This is a genomic window from Streptomyces sp. XY431, assembly GCF_001279805.1.
Taxonomy (GTDB): Bacteria; Actinomycetota; Actinomycetes; order Streptomycetales; family Streptomycetaceae; genus Kitasatospora; species Kitasatospora purpeofusca.
The window spans coordinates 1-17,582 of record NZ_LGDO01000480.1 but is presented as its reverse complement, the minus strand read 5'-3'; the positions used below and the strand labels follow the sequence as shown (position 1 = coordinate 17,582).

Sequence of the window (17,582 nt, the reverse complement as noted above, 5' to 3'; positions counted from 1 at the left end):
TCCAGTCCCGATCAGGAGTCGATGGTGGCCGCACGCCGGACCGCGGCACCGGCGAGCGGCCGGCCTTCGGAGCCCGAGGTGCACGGCCGCAGCAGGGCGAAATAGGCCAGGGCCGGTCCGGACTGCCGGATGACGTGCAGGCCGACGGCGTTGGCGTGCCGGGCCAGGGTCGCCGGGCGGATCTGGTGGCGGTCGAAGAACTCGCCGACGACCAGGCGACCGGTCGGCTTGAGGACCCGGCGCAGCTCGCTCAGGGCGGCGGGGACGTCCGGGATCTCGCCCAGCGCGGTGACCAGGTAGGCGGCGTCGAACGTGGCGTTCTCGAAGGGGAGTTCGCGCGCGTCGGCCAGGGTGGGGACGATGGTGTCGAGGCCGGATCCGGCGGCCCGGCGCATCACGTGGTCGAGCATCTCCTGCTGGATGTCGACGATGTCCAGCCGGCCCTCGGCACCGAGCCGGGGCGCCACCTGGAGCGACTGGAGCCCGGTGCCGGGGCCGATCTCCAGCATCCGCTCGCCCGGCAGCGGCTGGAGCTGCTCGGCCAGCCGCTCCGAGGACAGGAACGGCAGTGGGAGGTCGAGCAGTCGGTGCTGCGCGTAGGGGTACGGCGCGGAGTCGGTCACCCACCAGGCGGTGGCCGCGGCCGCGGCCGAGGCGCCCGCAAGGGCCCAGATGCCGGCCTTGCCGAACGGGGCGCGCAGGGGTGAGGGGGCGTGGCGCATGGTTCTTCTCCAACGTTGGTCGTCGGCGTGGGACGGTGGTGCCCGCTCAGTGGATGTGGATGCCGCCGTTGGTGGCGGCCACGGCGAGGGAGGCCGACGCGTCGTCGCCGGTCGTCCTGGTGCACGGTCGGGCGGTGCGGTTCGAGGTACTGATCGTTCCGCTCCTCGTTCTCGGGAAGGCCGGTGGCCTTCACGGGGATTCGCGGTGGCGCTGCGGGGCGACGCACCCGCACCGCCCCGCACCGACCATCTGCCCTCCAGCCAACAGCAGTTCGGCCGGGCCGGACACGTGGTCAGCCCACCGAACCGGGTATGGATAACCCCCAAGTCAGTCCGAGCCCTTGTTGTCCGAGCCGTTGTTGTCGGGCGGGGCGATGCCGGTGGCCTCGGCCGGGGCGGCAGCGGACTGCGGCCTCCTCGACCGCTGCCCGGAGCCGGGCCGGCTGCCCGGGTGGCTGACCGAACGGGTCGGCCTACTGCCTGGAGATCCCGGCCGAGCAGATCAAGCCCGACGTCGAGCCGACCCCGGCCTGGGACCGCCCCGGAACCGACTCACTCGTCGCCCTGCTGATCGAGAGGACGGCCGAGGCCGCCTGGCCGCGGGAGACCGCAGAGAGGAGAGCCGGCGGTGCGTGCCGCCATGCCCCCGGCATGCTCGCCCGGTCGTCGACGGCGCACCGGTCGGCGCGAAGATCGTGCTGGGCGGCGTCTGCCTGCGCACCGGAACGGCCGACCCAGGGGTGGTGGCCGGCAAGAAGCTGGACATCCCCGGGTCGTTCGGCGGCAGCCCGGGTGAGTACCGTCGTTCGCGGCACGGGCGTGCTCAGTGGACCGTGATGCCGCCGCGCGTGGTCTTCACCACGACGCTGTGCGGCGCGTCCGTGGCGGTGTTCGGCAGCGAGACGCTCGGCGACGACTGGGAGCTCTGTGCGTCGACGTGGTAGGTGGCGTCGCGGGGCATCCTGAGGTCGACCCTGCCGTAGCCCGTGGTGACCTTCAGGGAGGCGGGTGCCGCCGTGAAGGAGGCGCTGACCGCGCCGTCGGTGGTGATCACCTCGGCGTTCGGGGCGCTGCTGTCGGCGAGGGTCACCGTGCCGTAGGTGCTCCGCACGGTCAGCGGGCCGGACGACTGGTCCACCTCGACCCCACCCAGCCCGGTGGTCAGATCCAGCCGGCCGGTCAGGCCCTGCGCCCGGATCCCGGCGTCCCCGGTGCTCACCTGCGCGGCCAGGCCGGCCGGCAGCGTGATCTGCAGGTGCTCCGAACAGTCGTTGGAGCAGCCGGCGGTGACCGTGACGTCCGACCCGGACCGGGTGACGGAGACCTGTGGGACACGGCCCGTGTAGCTGCCGCTCATGGCCACCGTGACCTGCGAGGAGCTGTCCTGACTCAGCGTCACGCGAAGTCCGTCGGCCCGGACCGTCACCTGGCTGGCGCCGGCCGCGTCCTGCTGCCAGTTGCCGCTGTACGGGTGGTGCGCCGGAAGCAGGGCGACCAGAATCCAACTGGCCACGGCGACGACCGTGACGAGGAGGGTCAGCCCTATGAGGAGGAGTCCGCGGCCCTTCTTCGATGTGGTACTGATCTCAAGCTCCCAGATAGCGCAGAACGGCGAGTACGCGGCGGTGGTCTCCCACCTCCTGCTGCAGATCGAACTTCACGAAGATGCTGCGGATGTACTTCTCCACCGCCGCCGTGCCGATCACCAGATCGGCCGCGATCCCGGCGTTGGAACGGCCCTCCGCCATGGCGGTGAGGACCTCCCGTTCGCGCGGCGTCAGGGTGGACAGCGGATCCCGTTGCCGGCTGCCGGCCAGCAGCTGCTTGACCACCTCCGGGTCGAGGACCGTCTCGCCCGCGGCGACCCGGCGCAGCGCGTCCACGAACTCCTCGGCGTCCGACACCCGGTCCTTGAGCAGGTAACCGACCCCGTTGTCATTGGTGTTGACCAGGTCGATGGCGTAGCGCTCCTCGACGTAGTTGGAGAGCACCAGGACGCCGGTCTCCGGCCAGCGGGCGCGTACCGCCAGTGCGGCGTGCAGGCCCTCGTCCAGGAAAGTGGGCGGCATCCGGACGTCCGTCACACAGACGTCCGGCCGGTGTTCGGCCACCGCGCGCAGGAGTTGCTCCCCGTCGCCGACCGCGGCGACCACCTCGATCCCCTGTTCGCTGAGCAGCAGTTCGATGCCCTGGCGCAGCAGCGCGGAGTCCTCGGCCAGCACTACCCGCATGGCAGTTCCACCTCGATCACGGTCGGTCCACCCACCGGACTGCTCAGCCGGAACCGCCCGTCCACCCCGGACACCCGGTCCGCCAGACCGGTCAGACCCGTGCCGGCCGCGAGGTCGGCTCCGCCACGCCCGTCATCGCCAACCTTAACGTCCAATCGGGCGCCCTCCCGCCGGATCTCCACCCAAGCGCGGGTCGCATGAGCATGTTTGGCCACATTGGTGAGCGCCTCGGTCACCGTGAAGTAGGCGACCGCCTCGATGGAGGAGGGCGGGCGCGGCTCCACCAGGACGTCGAGGCGCACCGGCACCGGGGCCAGCGCGGCGACGGCGGAGAGCGACCCCTCCAGGCCGCGGTCGGTCAGCACCGGCGGGTGCAGGCCGCGGGCCAGGTTGCGCAACTCGGCGATGGCGCTGAGGGTTTCCCGCCGGGCGTCCTCGACCATCCTGTTGGTCTCGTGGTCACCGGACTTCTTCAACCGCGAGCTGGCCCGGCCAAGGGTGATCGACATCGCCACCAGCCGTTGCTGGGCACCGTCGTGCAGGTCCCGCTCGATCCGTTTGCGCTCCGCCTCGGCGGCGTCCACCACCCGGGCCCGACTTTCCGTCAGATCGTTGACCCGCTGCTCCAGGTCCGGGCCGCGGGGCCGGGAAAGCAGTGCGACGGCCAGCGCGGTGTCCAGTGCCAGCAGGAGTTTGACGAGCAGTGGGGAGAGGACCGTGCCGACCAGCAGTGCCACCGCCGCGACCAGCAGCGCCCGGGGCAGGGAGTCCACCACGAACGGCCCGAGCTGGGCCTCCCCGCCGGGCACCAGCCGGTAGTAGGCCGGAAGCAGTACCAGGGTCAGCGGCACGGCCCAGATCAGCGCCACCCCGACCACGGTCACCGCCGCCACCGGCATCAGCAGTACGAAGTAGCCGATCAGCCGCCAGGTGCAGAGGTTGTGGACGAGCGACTGCAGCGACTTGGCCAACCGCCACGAACAGACCGGCGTCGGCAGCTCGTCGAGCTCCAGCCCGCAGGTCACGGCGAACCGGGCGCGCTCGACGGCGGCCAGCCGGAACAGCGCCCACCCCGCCGCCACCGTGAGCGGCAGGCCCACCAGGCCGGCCGGCGCCAGGCAGACGGCGACGACCAGCACGACCAGCACGACCAGTCCCGCCAGCGCCACCAGACCGTCGAGTACCAGGTGTATCGACGCCCGCCACAGCACGGGGGAGGCCAGCGCGCGCAGCGGATTGCCCGGCACTACCTCGCGAGGTGGCCGGGCATCCGTCCGGGCTCTGCCGATGGCACGGCCGGCGATGTTCTCGGTCAACTGCTTCAGACCCGCTCTCGTGGGCAGTGCGGGCGGCGACCAGGTCACCGTCCGCGCCTCGATTCGACAAGGGGACGGTACCCAACCCGACCACCCGTCGGCAGCGAGGCAAGCCAGCCGGCGGGGGTAGGGTTTACCCCCCGTCCGGCCGGTGGGTTCACGTTGTCGACTCGGCGCCGCCCGGTGCGACATCGTGGGGACATGACCGATCGACACTCGAGCGCCGCCGGCCGCCCCTGCCCGGCCGGCAGGACCGACGACATCGAGCAGTTCCTCGTGCACTACGGGGACACCATAGACGACCGGGTCGCCGAGATCGTCGCCGAGATCGTCGAAGAGGCCGTCGGCGAGCAGCTGAGGCGGTACCGGCGAGACGTCGCGCTGCCGGTCACCGTCGCGCTGCTGGCGGCCGCGGCCGTCTCGGTGCCGCTCATGTGGTGGAGCCTGTGGACAGTCCCCCTGGTGTGGGCGGCCACCGCCGTCATCTGCGTATCGCTGTCACGGACCGCCCGGATCCCGCGCCGCCAGTGACGGGCCGCGGGCGTCCGGGCTTCGGCCGACCCTCCGTGCGTACCCCTGACGCACGGCGGGTCGGCCGTGGCCGAACTCCAGGCCGCCACCCGTGGTGTCGAGGACGGTGCTCCGGCCGCGGGCGCGGCCCGATGTCGGCCCAAGGGCGCTCTCAGCGCCCGGTGTGCGCACGCCAGGTGTCGTGCAGCCGGGCGAGGTGCTGGAAGCCGTCCACGACCTGGTCGGTCGCCACGCCGAAGTCCACCAGGCACGCGACTTCGTCCACGCCGGCGTCGGCGAGCTGCTTGAGCATCGCCATGCACTCCTCGACGGTCCCGAACATGCCGCTGGTCTCGAAGTACCGGTCGAAGGCCTGGGACACCAGGAAACGGCGGTCCTCCTCGCTCACCTTCTTCATCTCCCGCATCATCGCGGCACCGTCGGCTCCCGCGGCCTCGGCAGCCTTGACCAGCAGGTCGAAGGAACTGGCGAGATAGCGGGAGAACGGCTCGCGCACGGTCTCCCGTACGGCCTCGCGGTCAGTGCCCACGAAGGTGTGCAGCATCAGCGACACGTGGGCGCGCCCCACGTCGCCCTGGTGCTCCTGGTATGCCGCCCGGTACTCGGCGATCCGCTTCGCCAGCGTCCCGATCTCCTGGCCCAGCAGGTGGGTGAGGACGCCCATGCCGTGCTGTCCGGCCAGTTCGAAGGTCGCCGGGGAGCCTCCGGTGGTCAGCCACATCGGCAGCTCGGGCTGGACCGGCGGCGGGAACACCTTCAGCGACACCGACTCGCCCGCGCCGTCGACGAGTTCGATCGACTCACGCCGCCACAGTCGGCGAATCGTGTCGATCGTGTCCATCAGCGCGCTCTTGCGGGTCTCGTAGTTCTCCGGGCGCAGCGCGAAGTCGGCGGCATGCCACCCCGAGGCGATCGCCACCCCCGCCCGCCCGTTGGAGAGGTTGTCGACGACCGACCACTCCTCGGCGATCCGCATCGGGTGGTGCAGCGGTGCCACCACGCTGCCGGCCCGCACGGCCACCCGCTTGGTCACCGCGGCGACCGCGGCGCCCGTGACCGCGGGATTGGGGTAGAGCCCGCCGAAGGCGTGGAAGTGGCGCTCCGGGGTCCACACCGCGGTGAAGCCGTTGTCGTCGGCGAAGCGCGCGCCCTCCAGCAGCAGCCGGTAGCAGTCCTGCTGCTCGGTGTCGTTGTTGGCGAAGTAGAAGAGGCTGAAGTCCATCCGCGTCTCCGGATCGTGTGCACGTGGTGTGTGGTTGGGTGAAGGAGGACGCCGGGTCGCCGCGCCTGACCACCCGGCGGGCCGGATCCCGCCGATCGTGGGAATCCAACCGAAGGCAACCAGCAGACGGGTGGCTTCAGAAGCCGACAGTGCGGCCCATGAGCAGGATCAGTGCCGAGCGGTACCGCTGGGCGTACTGCAGGACTCTGCGCACGGTGCCTGCTCGGACCCGCTGTCCGGTGACCGAGTCGTCGTCAACAGGCCCACCAGGTCGACAGCACCTGGCTGTGCCGGGGGTTCCATCGCCATGTGTGATGTCCCGTCAGTGTTCTCGTGGAAGTTCGAGGACCGGATGGTGGCGCGTATGGACCGTAGTGGCTGGTGCGCCTCCTCCTGGTCCCGCTCGGCAGTGGCGGCGACTCGGCCATCGAGCGTCGGCACGCTCTGCCGCGGCCACCTTGGCACCATGCGCGACGTGGATCAAGACCGACCGCGGACGGTGCGAAGTGCCCCGTTCAACCGGTGCCGGGCCGCAGTTGGACGGATGATCGGGGCCGCGGCGTGCTCGGTTCCGTACTTTCCCCGAACGGGGCTCCTGGAGAGACGGTGCGAGCACATTCGACTGTCGGGGCGGCCTCCGGCCGAGGGTGTTCAACTGTCGCACTGCCGCAGTTGAACTGTACGGCCGAGCACGGTACCTGCGCCGAGTCTGCAACGGACCGTGCTGTGCAAGGCACACGTATTGATCGACGGTGCCTGCCGAGCCATTCTGCTGATGTCGCCCATGCGGGCGGCGAGGTGAGCGCCCCCTCCTCAATGACTTGATTTCAGGTTCTTGTTGTTCTCCGGCGTTTAATGATTCCGCGATTCGCTGCCGCGTCCGGGTGGGACGGGCACGACGAATCGGCGGCTGCCCTGTTGATGGTGTCGTTTTTCCCGAGAAGGTGTGCAGATGGCTGATGAGCAGTTGTTTCTGCGGTCCAAGGTCATTATCGAGCCGTTGGTGGACCGGTTTGTCGCCCAGCCGCACACCATGGCGCCGGTGCAGGCGGCGATGAACCTGGCGTTCCTGCACGTCCCGCTGCTCGAGTCGTACCTGCAGTCCCCGCAGGTGCATGTCGCGGCCAGCAACAACCCGGAGCTGCGCGGCGGTTACTTCATCAACATCCCGGAGGAGCGCGCCGAGGAGGTGCGCGAGCTGCTCGCCACCATCAAGCGGGACCGGGCGGACATGCTGAAGTTCGCCGAGGCGATCGCCGCCGGCCAGGAGCTGCTGCGGGCCAACGCCACCGGCTTCGACCTGACTCCGCTCTACCCGAAACTGCCGGACGAGCTGGGCGGTCTGGTCGAGCTGGCCTACGACACCGACAACCAGGCGCAGCTGCGTTTCATGGAGCCGGTGCTCTACCGCAGCCCGTACTACCAGGAGTCGCGCCAGTCGGTGCAGCTCTCCTTCGAGACCGGCATCGAGCGCCCGTTCATCCTGAGCACTCCGCGGCTGCCCTCCGAGGACGTGCTGGAGCTGGACATCCCGTTCCGGCACCCCGGTCTGACGGAGCTGTTCAAGGCCCGCGTCAAGCCGACCACGCTGGCCCACCTGCGTGAGGCCCTGGAGCTGAACGACGAGCAGGCGGCCGTTCTGCGCACCATGCTGAGCGAGACCCCGGCCCTGAACGAGGACCGCCACATCGATTCCGGTGGCCGGATCCGCTACTTCGGCCACGCCTGCCTGGTGCTGCAGACGCCCGAAGCCGCCATCGTCACCGACCCGTTCATCAGCGCGGACAGCGACGCGGGCGACCGCTACACGCTGGACGACCTGCCGGACTACATCGACCTGGTGCTGATCACCCACGGCCACCAGGACCACATCGTCATGGAGACCCTGCTGCAGCTGCGCGGCCGGGTCGGCAGGATCGTCTGCCCGCGCTACTCCCGCGGCAACCTGGCCGACCCGTCGATCGCGCTGATGCTCAAGCACCAGGGCTTCGACGTGGTGGAGGTCGACGACTTCGACGAGGTCGAGTTCCCGGGCGGGAAGATCACCGCCACCCCGTTCCTCGGCGAGCACTGCGACCTGGACATCCGCGCCAAGTCGACCTACTGGGCCGAGCTGGCGGGCAAGAAGGTCTTCATCGGTGCCGACTCCTCCGGCATCGACCCGCAGCTCTACCGCTACATCAAGAACCACCTGGGCACCGCCGACTACGCCTTCCTCGGCATGGAGTGCGACGGCGCCCCGCTCACCTGGCTCTACCAGGCACTGCTGACCATCCCGGTCACCAAGAAGATGAGCAACTCCCGCAAGCTGTCCGGGTCCAACGCCGAGCAGGCCGCCGCGATCATGGTCGAGCTGGGCGCGAAGGAGGCCTGGATCTACGCGATGGGCGAGGAGGACTGGCTGGGTCACGTGATGGCGACCACCTACACGCCGGACACCTACCAGATCAAGCAGATCGAGGAGTTCCTCGGTTGGTGCAAGGAACAGGACATCCCGGCCGGCCACCTGTTCAAGCAGCAGCAGTGGCGCTGGTAGCAGCCCGTGGTTGACCGCAGGATCCAGGCGAACCCTCACCGAATTCCGCTCCCAGCCCCTGTTGGAGGTACTTCCATGGCTGTCCACGACATCGGCTATGTCGAGCTGTACACGAGAGACGCGGTAACGGCCGTCGACTACTTCGTGTCCGCCATGGGGTTCACCCGGGTGGCCGACTCGGTTGAGCCGGAGCGGAGTTCGGTGCTCCTGCAGCAGGGTGATGTCCGCCTGGTGGTCACCTCCGGGCGGGGGATCGTGAGGTTCCTGGAGCAGCACGGCGACGGCATCGCCGACATCGCGCTGACCTGTGACGACGTGGCGGCGACCGCCGCGGCGGCGGAGTCGGCCGGCGCCACGGTGACGCGTTCCTTGCAGGGCCTGCCGGTCGTGTCCGGCTTCGGAGATGTCGTGCACACCCTGCTGCCGACCGGGTCGATGGTCAACGGCCTTCCCGTCAGTCGTAGTTGGTCTCTCACGCCCGGGGTCACCGCGACGGCGGCAACCGGTCGGGTCACCGGCCTGGACCACATCGCGGTCTGCCTCGAGGGCGGCGCCCTGGAGAAGTACGCCGACTTCTACCGTGATGCCTTCGGCTTCTCCCGCTACTCCTCGGAGTATGTTGCGGTCGGCGCCCAGGCGATGGACTCCATCGTGGTGCGCAGCGACTCGGGAAGCGCCATCTTCACCCTGGTCGCACCGGACCCCGGCAAGGAGCCCGGGCAGCTCGACAACTTCCTGGAGCGCAACGGCGGCCAGGGGGCGCAGCACCTGGCCTTCCGCACCGGTGAGATCATCACCGCGGTGCACGAGTGCCGTGAGCGGGGTGTCGTGTTCCTCGACACACCGGACAGCTACTACGACATGCTCGGCGAGCGGCTCGGCGGTCTGCAGGCCCAGGTCGAGGAGCTGCGCGAGACCAAAGTCCTGGCTGACCGCGATGAGTGGGGTGACCTGCTGCAGATCTTCACCCGCTCGCCCTACCCGCGCAACACGCTCTTCTTCGAGCTGATCCAGCGCAACGGTTCGCGCGGTTTCGGCAGCGCCAACATCCGAGCCCTGTACGAAGCGGTGGAGCGCGATCGGCTGACTTCGTGATGGGTACGGAAGGCCCCGGGGCCACCGGACTGTTCACTCTGAAGGACTACGAGGAAGCCGCCAAGGCCCGTTTCGACCACGGGAGTTGGGACTTCATTGCCGGTGGCGCCGGCCAGGAGCGTACCCTGGCGGCCAATCTGGCGGCGTTCGACCGGGTGCGGTTGCGGCCGCGGGTGCTGTCCGGATCCGGGGTGCCTGTGACCAGGACCACCGTGCTGGGCGGCAGTTGGCCGGCGCCGATAGCGGTGGCGCCGATGGCCTATCACACCCTGGCTGATCCGGAGGGCGAGGTGGCCACCGCGCGGGCCGCCGGCCGGGCCGGACTGCCGCTGGTGGTGAGCACCTTCGCCGGCCGGACCTTCGAGTCCATCGCCGAGGCCGCCAGTGCGCCGCTCTGGCTCCAGGTGTACTGCTTCCGGGACCGTTCCACCACCCGGCAGCTGGTGGAACGGGCCGAGCGGGCCGGCTTCGAGGCGCTGGTGCTCACCGTGGACGCCCCCCGGCTCGGCCGCCGGTTGCGCGACCTGCGCAACGACTTCCGGCTGCCGGACGGGATGGTGCCGGCCAACCTGGCCGGCGGCGACTACGCCTCCCCGAGCGCACACGCGCTCACCGAGTTCGATCCCGCGCTCGACTGGTCGGTCATCGACTGGCTGCGTGAGATCAGTTCACTCCCGGTGCTGGTCAAGGGAGTTATGAGCGGGGTCGACGCCCGGGCGGCACTGCGCGCCGGGGTCGACGGGATCGTGGTGTCCAACCACGGCGGCCGCCAACTGGACGGTGCCCCGGCCACTCTGGACGTGCTCGCCGAGATCACCGCGGCGGTCGGCGGGGTGTGCCCGGTACTGGTCGACGGCGGCATCCGCCGCGGTGCCGACGTGCTGGCCGCCCTGGCCCTGGGCGCTGACGCGGTGCTGCTGGGCCGTCCGGTGCTGCACGGCCTCGCGGTCGGTGGCGAGAACGGCGCGGCGCACCTGCTTGAGCTGATCACCGAGGAGCTGGTCGAAGCCATGGCACTCACCGGGACCCCGTCGGTTGCCGAGGCGGGTCCCGCGCTGGTCGGCGCGGAACCCGAAGCCATCCCGGCGCCGAGCGCGGTTCGGACCACGCCGGCCGCCGGGCTGCGCAAGGCCGAGCTGCACGGCAGTGTCAGTGACCCGGTGCTGGACACCATGAACTTCCTCAACGAGGTCACCACCCGCTATCCGCAGGCGATCTCGTTCGCCCCCGGCCGCCCGTACGACGGCTTCTTCGACACCGAGCAGATCTTCACCCATCTGCGGCGCTACCTCGACCACCTGGAGGCGCAGGGCGCCTCGCCCGGACAGGTACGCTCCGGGCTCTTCCAGTACGGCCCGACCAGCGGCCAGATCCGCGAGCTGATCGCGGACTCGCTGCGCAAGGACGAGAACACCGACGTCGCCCCCGAGTCCATCGTGGTCACGGTGGGGTGCCAGGAGGCGATGTTCCTCGCCGTGCGGGCGCTGATCTCCGGACCCGAGGACGTGCTGCTGGTCTCCAGCCCCTGCTACGTGGGGATCACCGGCGCGGCCCGACTGCTGGACGTCACCCCGACCGCCGTGGCCGAGCGCGAGTCGGGCTTCGACTGCGCCGATCTGGAAGCGGCCGTCCTGGCCGAGCGGGCCCGCGGCCGTCGTCCCCGGGTGTTCTACGTGATCCCCGACCACTCCAACCCGTCCGGCACAACGATGCCGCTGCAGACCCGGCTCGACCTGCTCGACCTGGCACAGCGTCACGACATCCTGGTGCTGGAGGACAGCCCGTACCGGATGGTCAGCCCGGGGCAGCAGTTGCCCACGCTGAAGTCCCTGGACCGTCACCGGCGGGTGGTGCAGCTGGGATCGTTCTCCAAGACGCTGTTCCCCGGTGCCCGGGTGGGCTACGTGGTGGCCGACCAGACGGTGGTGGATGCCGACGGCCGCACCGGCCTGCTGGCCGACGAGCTCGCCAAGATCAAGAGCATGGTCACGGTGAACACCTCGGCCGTCAGCCAGGCCGTGGTAGCGGGCATGCTGCTCGCGGCCGACGGTCGGACCTCCGAGCTGAACCGCGAGACCGCCGCCTACTACGGCGACGCGATGCGGGTCACCCTGGAGGAGCTCGCCAAGCAGTTCCCGGCCGCCGAGCGGGAGGCCCTCGGGGTGCGCTGGAACGAGCCCACCGGTGGCTTCTTCCTCAGCCTCACCGTACCGTTCCGGGCCGACAACGCGGCACTGATCCGCTCGGCCGAGGAGTTCGGTGTGATCTGGACCCCGATGTCCTACTTCTATCCGGACGGCGGTGGCGAACATGCCGTCCGGCTGTCCGTCAGCTACCTGACGCACCAGGGGATTGCCGACGGGGTCCAGCGGTTGGCGCGGTTCATCGAGTCCCAGTCCCGGACGGACCGCGACTGAGCCGTCCGCGCCCGAACCGGAGGGGGCTGCCCGTGCCGGCGCCGACCTTCACCTGCTGGTCGATCACCGAGGCGCTGCTTCTGACCCGAGCAGTACGGCAACCCGGACCACCCGGCCTCCTGCCGGGTGGTCGCCCGGTGCTCCGGCACCGAGGCCACCCGCGAACTGCGTGCCCGGCTTGGGCGCCCGGGCCGACGGCCGGGCGGGCGAACAGGCTCGTGCGAGGCCCCCGTGCTGTCAGGGGGACCGTCAGTACTTGGCGAGGAACTCGGTGATCGCGACGTTGACCGCCTCCGGTCGCTCCAGGTGCCCCAGGTGTCCGGCATCGGGGATCTCGACGAAGTCGCAGCCGGGGATGGCGTCGGCCACCTCCGCGACCAGGTGGGGCGGGCAGATCAGGTCGTCGGCGAAACCGATCGCCCGGCACGGCGCCGTGATCGCGCGCAGTGCCTTGCGCCGGTCGCCGGTCTGGGTTGCCCAAGCCTGGCCGTCGGCGGTGTTGCTGCCGTTGCCGGTCAGTTCGAGGATGTCCAGCCAGGAGCGGATGGCGGCGTCGTCGTTCAGCGAGGCGGGGGAGAGCATCTCCAGGACGGTGCGGACCGCCTCGTACTTGGGCGGCAGTCGGACACCGTTCTCCCGCATCAGCTGTTCGCTCTCCAGCATCGCCCGGCGCATCGCGTCGGACCGGGCCCTGGTCGCCATCAGGACCGCCGAGCGCACCAGACCAGGGGCCTCGACGGCCAGCTCCTGGGCGATCATGGCGCCCATGGAGTACCCGACGATCCGGCACGGGCCGAGGTCCAGCGCCTCGATCAGCCCCTTGGTGTCAGCCACCATGTCGGCCAGCGAGTACCTGCCCTCCGGTGCGTCCGAGCCGCCGATGCCCCGGTTGTCGAAGACGACCGCCTGGTAGCCGGCCTGGATGACGGCCGGAGCCTGGTGCATCGTCCAGACACGGCCCGCGGCCCCCGAACCCATGATGAACAGGACGGGTTCGCCGCGGCCCGAGCGCTGGTACGAGAGGCGGATGCCGTTGGTGCTCACCTGGGGCATGGTGTCGGGACTCCTGGGGGAGAGGGAATCGAGGTGGAGGAGGCCCGTCGATACGGCTCCGCTGCACCCACCTTGGCACCGCCGCGGCCCCGGAGGCCAGGAACCCGAGGAACGGCCGGGTCCGCTCCGCCGGAATCCCCGACTCGCGCAGGCGCGCGACCCACCTGCGACGCGTAGCGCCGCGACAGTCGCACGGCATTGTCGGAAAGGTGGAACAGACTGGACCGTTCATGCCGGACGGTCGAGCCTGCGCTCCGAGGAGCACCTCCGAATCGGGCAGTCACCCGCGGATCCGACAGCAACGGGCCCTCGAAGCACGGTTGTTCACGAGTCATGGCTTGACATCGGCGCCAGCGACGCGGTCCCGCTCGCCGGGCGACCGGATGTTCAACCGATGGTGTGCGGCAGTTGGACACCCGCGCGCACTCGTCCGGGAGCGCACACCCTTGCGTTCCAGCACTTTTGCACCATCTGGGTGTTCAGGGTCCGCGTGCACTGCGCCACTTACCGAGCGACGAGGGTTGGGGCATAGTGGTCGGCGGCCTCGCCATGATCCCTGATGCCGACGCAACCGATGCCGATGATGCGCGTCGCGAGCGGTCCGGCCCGGACGGCGACGCGAGGCGGCCGGCCGCATCTCGGCTGAGGCAGGAGCCGGAACGGTGCGCAGCACCCCCGGATCAGAAGTGACTGACGGAGCAGCAGCCTAGGGGAACACCATGGATGACGATCTCGGCGGCTACCAGAGCCTGGGGGCTGCCTTCGACGCGCGGATCGCGCCTGACCCGGCGAGAGCCGTTCCCACTGTCTCCCGTGGCGCTGCCGGGGAGGACAACGGGAGCCTCGGCTTCACGGAGCCGGTGCGGCTCACCCCGTCGCGCGAACCGGACCCCAGGGTGCGGCGCCTGGCGGCGGGAGACCTCACGTGACCGCCACCCGCGCGGAGGCCGGGATCGAGGCGGCCCTCGACGAAGCCCTGGGCATGCTCGACGAGACGGCTCGCCGGTCCGTGGAACTCGATGAGAACGAGCAGTTTCCCGCGGACTTCTGTTCCCGCCTCGACGGGTTCGGCATGCCGGCCTACTACGTGCCGACCGAGTGGGGCGGCGCGTTGTTCGACCACGAGGAGATGATCCGGCTCTGGCGCACCGCCGCTCGCCGTGACATCAGTGCAGTGACGGCCCACGCCAAGACGTACCTGGGCGTGGCCCCGGTGTGGATCGCCGGTAGCCCGGAGCAGGCCAGGGCCACCGCCGACGCGGTGATGTCAGGCCGCCCGGTGGCTTGGGCGCTGTCCGAGCCGGAGCACGGCGCCGACCTGTTGAGCGGCTCCGTCACCGCCACGGCGGAGCCTGACGGCTACCGTGTCGACGGCGTGAAGTGGCCGATCAACAACGCCACCCGCTCCAGCTGCGTCACTCTGCTCGCGCGCACCGGCCGGGGCGGATCCGGGCGTGGCCAGAGCCTCTTCCTTGTGGACAAGGAAGTTCTGCAGCCGGGTACTTGGCGCACTCTGCCGAAGGTACTGACGCACGGCATTCGCGGGATCGACATCTCCGGCATCGAGTTCGACGGTGCGCTGCTGTCGGCGGACGCATTGATCGGCCCGGAGGGAAGCGGCCTGGAGACGGTGCTGCTCGCGCTCCAGTTCACCCGGACGATGTGCACCGCACTCTCCCTCGGCGCCGGTGAGCACGCGCTGCGTCTCGCGGCCCGGTTCACCGCGGCGCGCGTGATCCAGAAGCGCCCGCTGACCGAACGGCCCTTCCCTGTCTCGGTCCTGGCCCGCAGCGCTGCGCTGCTGACGGCCGCCGAAGCGACCTCGCTGGTCGCCGGCCGTTCGATCCACAGCCTCACTGCGGAGATGAGTGTGACCTCGGCGGTCGCGAAGGCACTCGCGCCCACCCTGGTCGACGACACGCTCGGGGAGCTCGCCGAACTGCTCGGCGCACGTTCCTTCCTCTCCGACGTCTACGAGTACGGCGCGTTCCAGAAGGTGTGGCGTGACCACCAGATCGTGGCGGTGTTCGACGGCAGCACCCCGGTGAACCGCGCCGCCCTGGTGCAGCAGTTCCCCAAGTTGGTCCGTGGCTTCGCCGCCGGCACCGTCGATGCGGACGGACTGGCCGAAGCCGTGTCGGTCGGCGGCCCGGTCCGACCCGTCGACCGTGGCGCACTGACCATGGTGTCCCGGCAGGGATGCTCGGTCGTGCAAGCACTGCCGGCGCTCGTCGAGTCGATCGGCGGCAAGCCCGCCCCCACCGGGCTCGCCGACCAGTCCGTCGCACTGCGCGCCATGGCCGAGTACCTGCACGGCCGGATGGCCGAGGTGGCGCCTGCCGCCCGTCCCGCCATGGCCGCCTACGAGCTGGCCGCCGCCTATGAACTCTGCTACGCGGGTGCGGCCTGCCTGCACCTGTGGGCCACGGGTGAATCCGAGCACGCGGCGGAACCGCTGTGGCAGGACGGCCTCTGGGTGCGGGCCGCGCTGCGCGCTCTGCTGGCCAGGCTCGCCGCGGTACTGCGGGTGCCACAGCCGGTTGCCGCGCCCGGCGACGACCGGCTCGACGGCGCGCTGGCCCGTCTCATCGTCGACGCCGCGACCACCGGTGCCCCCGTCACCCCGTTCGGGGCGCCGGCGCCGCGATCGCTTCAGCAGGGGAAGGACTCGCGTGAGCGCTGAGAAACTGGACGCACTGTTCGGCAACCCACGGGATGCGGACAACCCGGTCGGCTACGCCGCCATCCTCGCCGCCGACGAGCGGCACGAGATGCTCGCCGAGGGCGAACGCCTGCTGGACGCCTACGGCATGAACGCCGAGTTCGTGCCCGCCGCGTACGGTGGCCGGCTGGTGCGGGCCGACCGGCTTGCCGAAGTGCAGCGGGAGCTCTGGCGACGCGACCCCTGCCTCGGCCTCGGCTACGGCTTCAGCTCCCTTCTCGGATCGGTCAACATCTGGTCCGCGGGCACGCACGAGCAGCGCACGAAGGCGTCCGAGATCCTGCTGAGGGGCGGCCGGATCGCGGCCGCCTTCCATGAACTCGACCACGGCAACGACTTCGCGCAGGCCGAATGCGCTGCTTCTCCGAGCGACGACGGCTGGGTGCTGAACGGACGCAAGGAGATCGTCACCAATCTGCGCCGTGCCGAAGCCATGGTGGTCTTCGCCCGGACCAGCGAGGCCGCCGGCAGCCGCAGCCACAGCCAGTTCTTCGTCACCCGGGCCGAGTTGCCGGCCGACCGCGTGCTGGATCTGCCGCGGTTCCCCAGCTCGGGAATGAACGGAGTGCAACTCGGCGGACTGCGGTTCTCCGACTGCCCGATCCCCGGCGACGCGATGCTCGGCCGGCCCGGTCAGGGCATCGAGAACGCCCTGCGGGCCTACCAGCTCAGCCGAGTGGTGCTCCCGGCCGTCATCGTCGGTCCGTTGGACACCGCCCTGCGTCTGGCGCTGGAGTGCGTGCACGAGCGCCGCCTCTACGGTGGCTTCGCCGCCGACCTGCCCTATGTGCGCACCGCCCTCGCACGCGTTCTCGCCGACCTCCTGGCCATCGACGCCTTCTGCGGCGTCGGACTCCGGGCGCTGCACCTGGCCCCGGAGGCCACGCTGCTCTACGCGCCGGCGGTGAAGTACCTGACGTCACGGATCCTGCTGGATGCCTTCGAGGATCTGCGTGCGGTCATGGGCGCCCAGGGCTACCTCCGCGAGGGCTCCTACGCGATGTTCCAGAAGCTCGTCAGGGACGCCGCTCCGGCCACCTTCGCCCACATCTCGCGCTCCGCCTGCCTGGTGCTGATCCTGCCGCAACTGCCGCGGCTGGCGCGGAAGTCCTGGCTGACCGACCCGGCCGCCGCTCAGCAGCTGTTCGACCTCGGCGCGGATCTGCCGCCGCTGGACTTCGACCGGCTCGCCGTCGGCATGCTGTCCGGTGACGGGCTGATCGGCGTGCTGGCCGAGACCGCCGAGCGCGAGTCGGCCGGGAGCCCGGTCGGTCGGTTCGCAGTGCGCTTCAGGGACGAGGTGCTCGCGCTGCGCGACCAGTGCGCCGCACTGGCTCCCTCGGACCTCACGATCGGAGCCTCCCCGGAGGCCTACGCGGCGGCCGACCGGTACACGGTGCTGATCGCCGCCGCCGCCGCGCTCGCGGTCTGGCGCAGCGATGGCCGGCAGCAGGAGGCGGCGCTCCTCGGGATCCTCGACCGGCTCTCCGGACGCCTCGGTGGCGCCCCGGTGCTCACTCCGGACGAGCGCGCGAGTGCCGAGCAGGCACTGTTCGACATCGCTGTCGAGCGCTTCCAGGACGGGCGGCTCCTCGACCTGTCCGCACGTCGTGTTTCGGGATGAGAGAGGGAGTTCGGTGACTGACAGGGGAGTGGGTGTGCGGGTGTCGGACGAGGACATCGAGCGGTGGTTGATGGAGCGGGTGTCCTACTACCTGGAGACGCCGGTGGGGGAGA

13 protein-coding genes are annotated in these 17,582 nt (G+C 70.5%); 7 read left to right on the top strand and 6 right to left on the bottom strand.

Annotated elements, in window-relative coordinates; all coding sequences use genetic code 11:
* Nucleotides 1-11 precede the first annotated feature (11 nt).
* The 4 genes from ADK60_RS30915 to ADK60_RS47120 all read right to left on the bottom strand — a co-directional run bounded on the left by ADK60_RS30915 (nt 12) and on the right by ADK60_RS47120 (nt 4,269).
* On the bottom strand, nt 12-722 hold the full coding sequence (locus ADK60_RS30915; protein ID WP_053650321.1) for a class I SAM-dependent methyltransferase: 711 nt from the start codon (nt 720-722) through the stop codon (nt 12-14).
* A gap of 823 nt (nt 723-1,545) precedes the next feature.
* Nucleotides 1,546-2,235 (bottom strand): DUF4097 family beta strand repeat-containing protein, encoded by a 690-nt coding sequence (locus tag ADK60_RS30905; RefSeq protein WP_053650319.1) that lies wholly within the window; start codon nt 2,233-2,235, stop codon nt 1,546-1,548.
* A gap of 73 nt (nt 2,236-2,308) precedes the next feature.
* On the bottom strand, nt 2,309-2,953 hold the full coding sequence (locus tag ADK60_RS30900; RefSeq protein ID WP_045940454.1) for a response regulator transcription factor: 645 nt from the start codon (nt 2,951-2,953) through the stop codon (nt 2,309-2,311).
* Nucleotides 2,944-4,269, bottom strand: coding sequence for a sensor histidine kinase (locus ADK60_RS47120; RefSeq protein ID WP_234371358.1), 1,326 nt, complete (start codon nt 4,267-4,269; stop codon nt 2,944-2,946). Before ADK60_RS47120 ends, ADK60_RS30900 begins: the two co-directional genes overlap by 10 nt.
* A gap of 201 nt (nt 4,270-4,470) precedes the next feature.
* Here ADK60_RS47120 and ADK60_RS30890 point away from each other — a divergent pair, with 201 nt between their 5' ends.
* On the top strand, nt 4,471-4,800 hold the full coding sequence (locus ADK60_RS30890; RefSeq protein ID WP_053650318.1) for a hypothetical protein: 330 nt from the start codon (nt 4,471-4,473) through the stop codon (nt 4,798-4,800).
* A gap of 151 nt (nt 4,801-4,951) precedes the next feature.
* Here ADK60_RS30890 and ADK60_RS30885 read toward each other — a convergent pair whose 3' ends face one another.
* A complete protein-coding gene (locus tag ADK60_RS30885; protein WP_045940452.1) occupies nt 4,952-6,022 on the bottom strand; it encodes a MupA/Atu3671 family FMN-dependent luciferase-like monooxygenase in 1,071 nt (356 codons plus the stop codon).
* Nucleotides 6,023-6,974: 952 nt separating this feature from the next.
* Here ADK60_RS30885 and ADK60_RS30880 point away from each other — a divergent pair.
* From ADK60_RS30880 to ADK60_RS47890, 3 genes are all read left to right on the top strand, one after another.
* On the top strand, nt 6,975-8,558 hold the full coding sequence (locus ADK60_RS30880) for an MBL fold metallo-hydrolase (protein WP_045940451.1): 1,584 nt from the start codon (nt 6,975-6,977) through the stop codon (nt 8,556-8,558).
* 75 nt (nt 8,559-8,633) lie between these two features.
* Complete coding sequence (gene hppD / locus ADK60_RS30875; RefSeq protein WP_053650317.1) at nt 8,634-9,653, top strand: 4-hydroxyphenylpyruvate dioxygenase; 1,020 nt, start codon at nt 8,634-8,636, stop codon at nt 9,651-9,653.
* A complete protein-coding gene (locus ADK60_RS47890) occupies nt 9,653-12,070 on the top strand; it encodes an aminotransferase class I/II-fold pyridoxal phosphate-dependent enzyme (RefSeq protein ID WP_079008823.1) in 2,418 nt (805 codons plus the stop codon). Before hppD ends, ADK60_RS47890 begins: the two co-directional genes overlap by 1 nt.
* 249 nt (nt 12,071-12,319) lie before the next feature.
* Here the strand turns inward: ADK60_RS47890 and ADK60_RS30865 are convergent, their stop codons facing one another.
* On the bottom strand, nt 12,320-13,123 hold the full coding sequence (locus tag ADK60_RS30865; RefSeq protein ID WP_053650316.1) for an alpha/beta fold hydrolase: 804 nt from the start codon (nt 13,121-13,123) through the stop codon (nt 12,320-12,322).
* A 719-nt stretch (nt 13,124-13,842) separates the two neighbouring features.
* Between ADK60_RS30865 and ADK60_RS30860 the strand changes: the two genes are divergently transcribed.
* The 3 genes from ADK60_RS30860 to ADK60_RS30850 are packed head-to-tail and all read left to right on the top strand — an operon-like array spanning nt 13,843 to nt 17,469.
* The gene (locus ADK60_RS30860; RefSeq protein ID WP_053650315.1) at nt 13,843-14,052 is read left to right on the top strand and encodes a hypothetical protein; all 210 of its coding nucleotides are present in this window, start codon (nt 13,843-13,845) and stop codon (nt 14,050-14,052) included.
* Nucleotides 14,049-15,806, top strand: coding sequence for an acyl-CoA dehydrogenase family protein (locus ADK60_RS30855; RefSeq protein WP_053650314.1), 1,758 nt, complete (start codon nt 14,049-14,051; stop codon nt 15,804-15,806). Before ADK60_RS30860 ends, ADK60_RS30855 begins: the two co-directional genes overlap by 4 nt.
* Nucleotides 15,796-17,469: an acyl-CoA dehydrogenase family protein gene (locus tag ADK60_RS30850; protein WP_053650313.1), complete on the top strand. Its 1,674-nt coding sequence runs from the start codon at nt 15,796-15,798 to the stop codon at nt 17,467-17,469. The genes ADK60_RS30855 and ADK60_RS30850 overlap by 11 nt, the downstream gene beginning before the upstream one ends.
* Nucleotides 17,470-17,582: the final 113 nt, after the last annotated feature.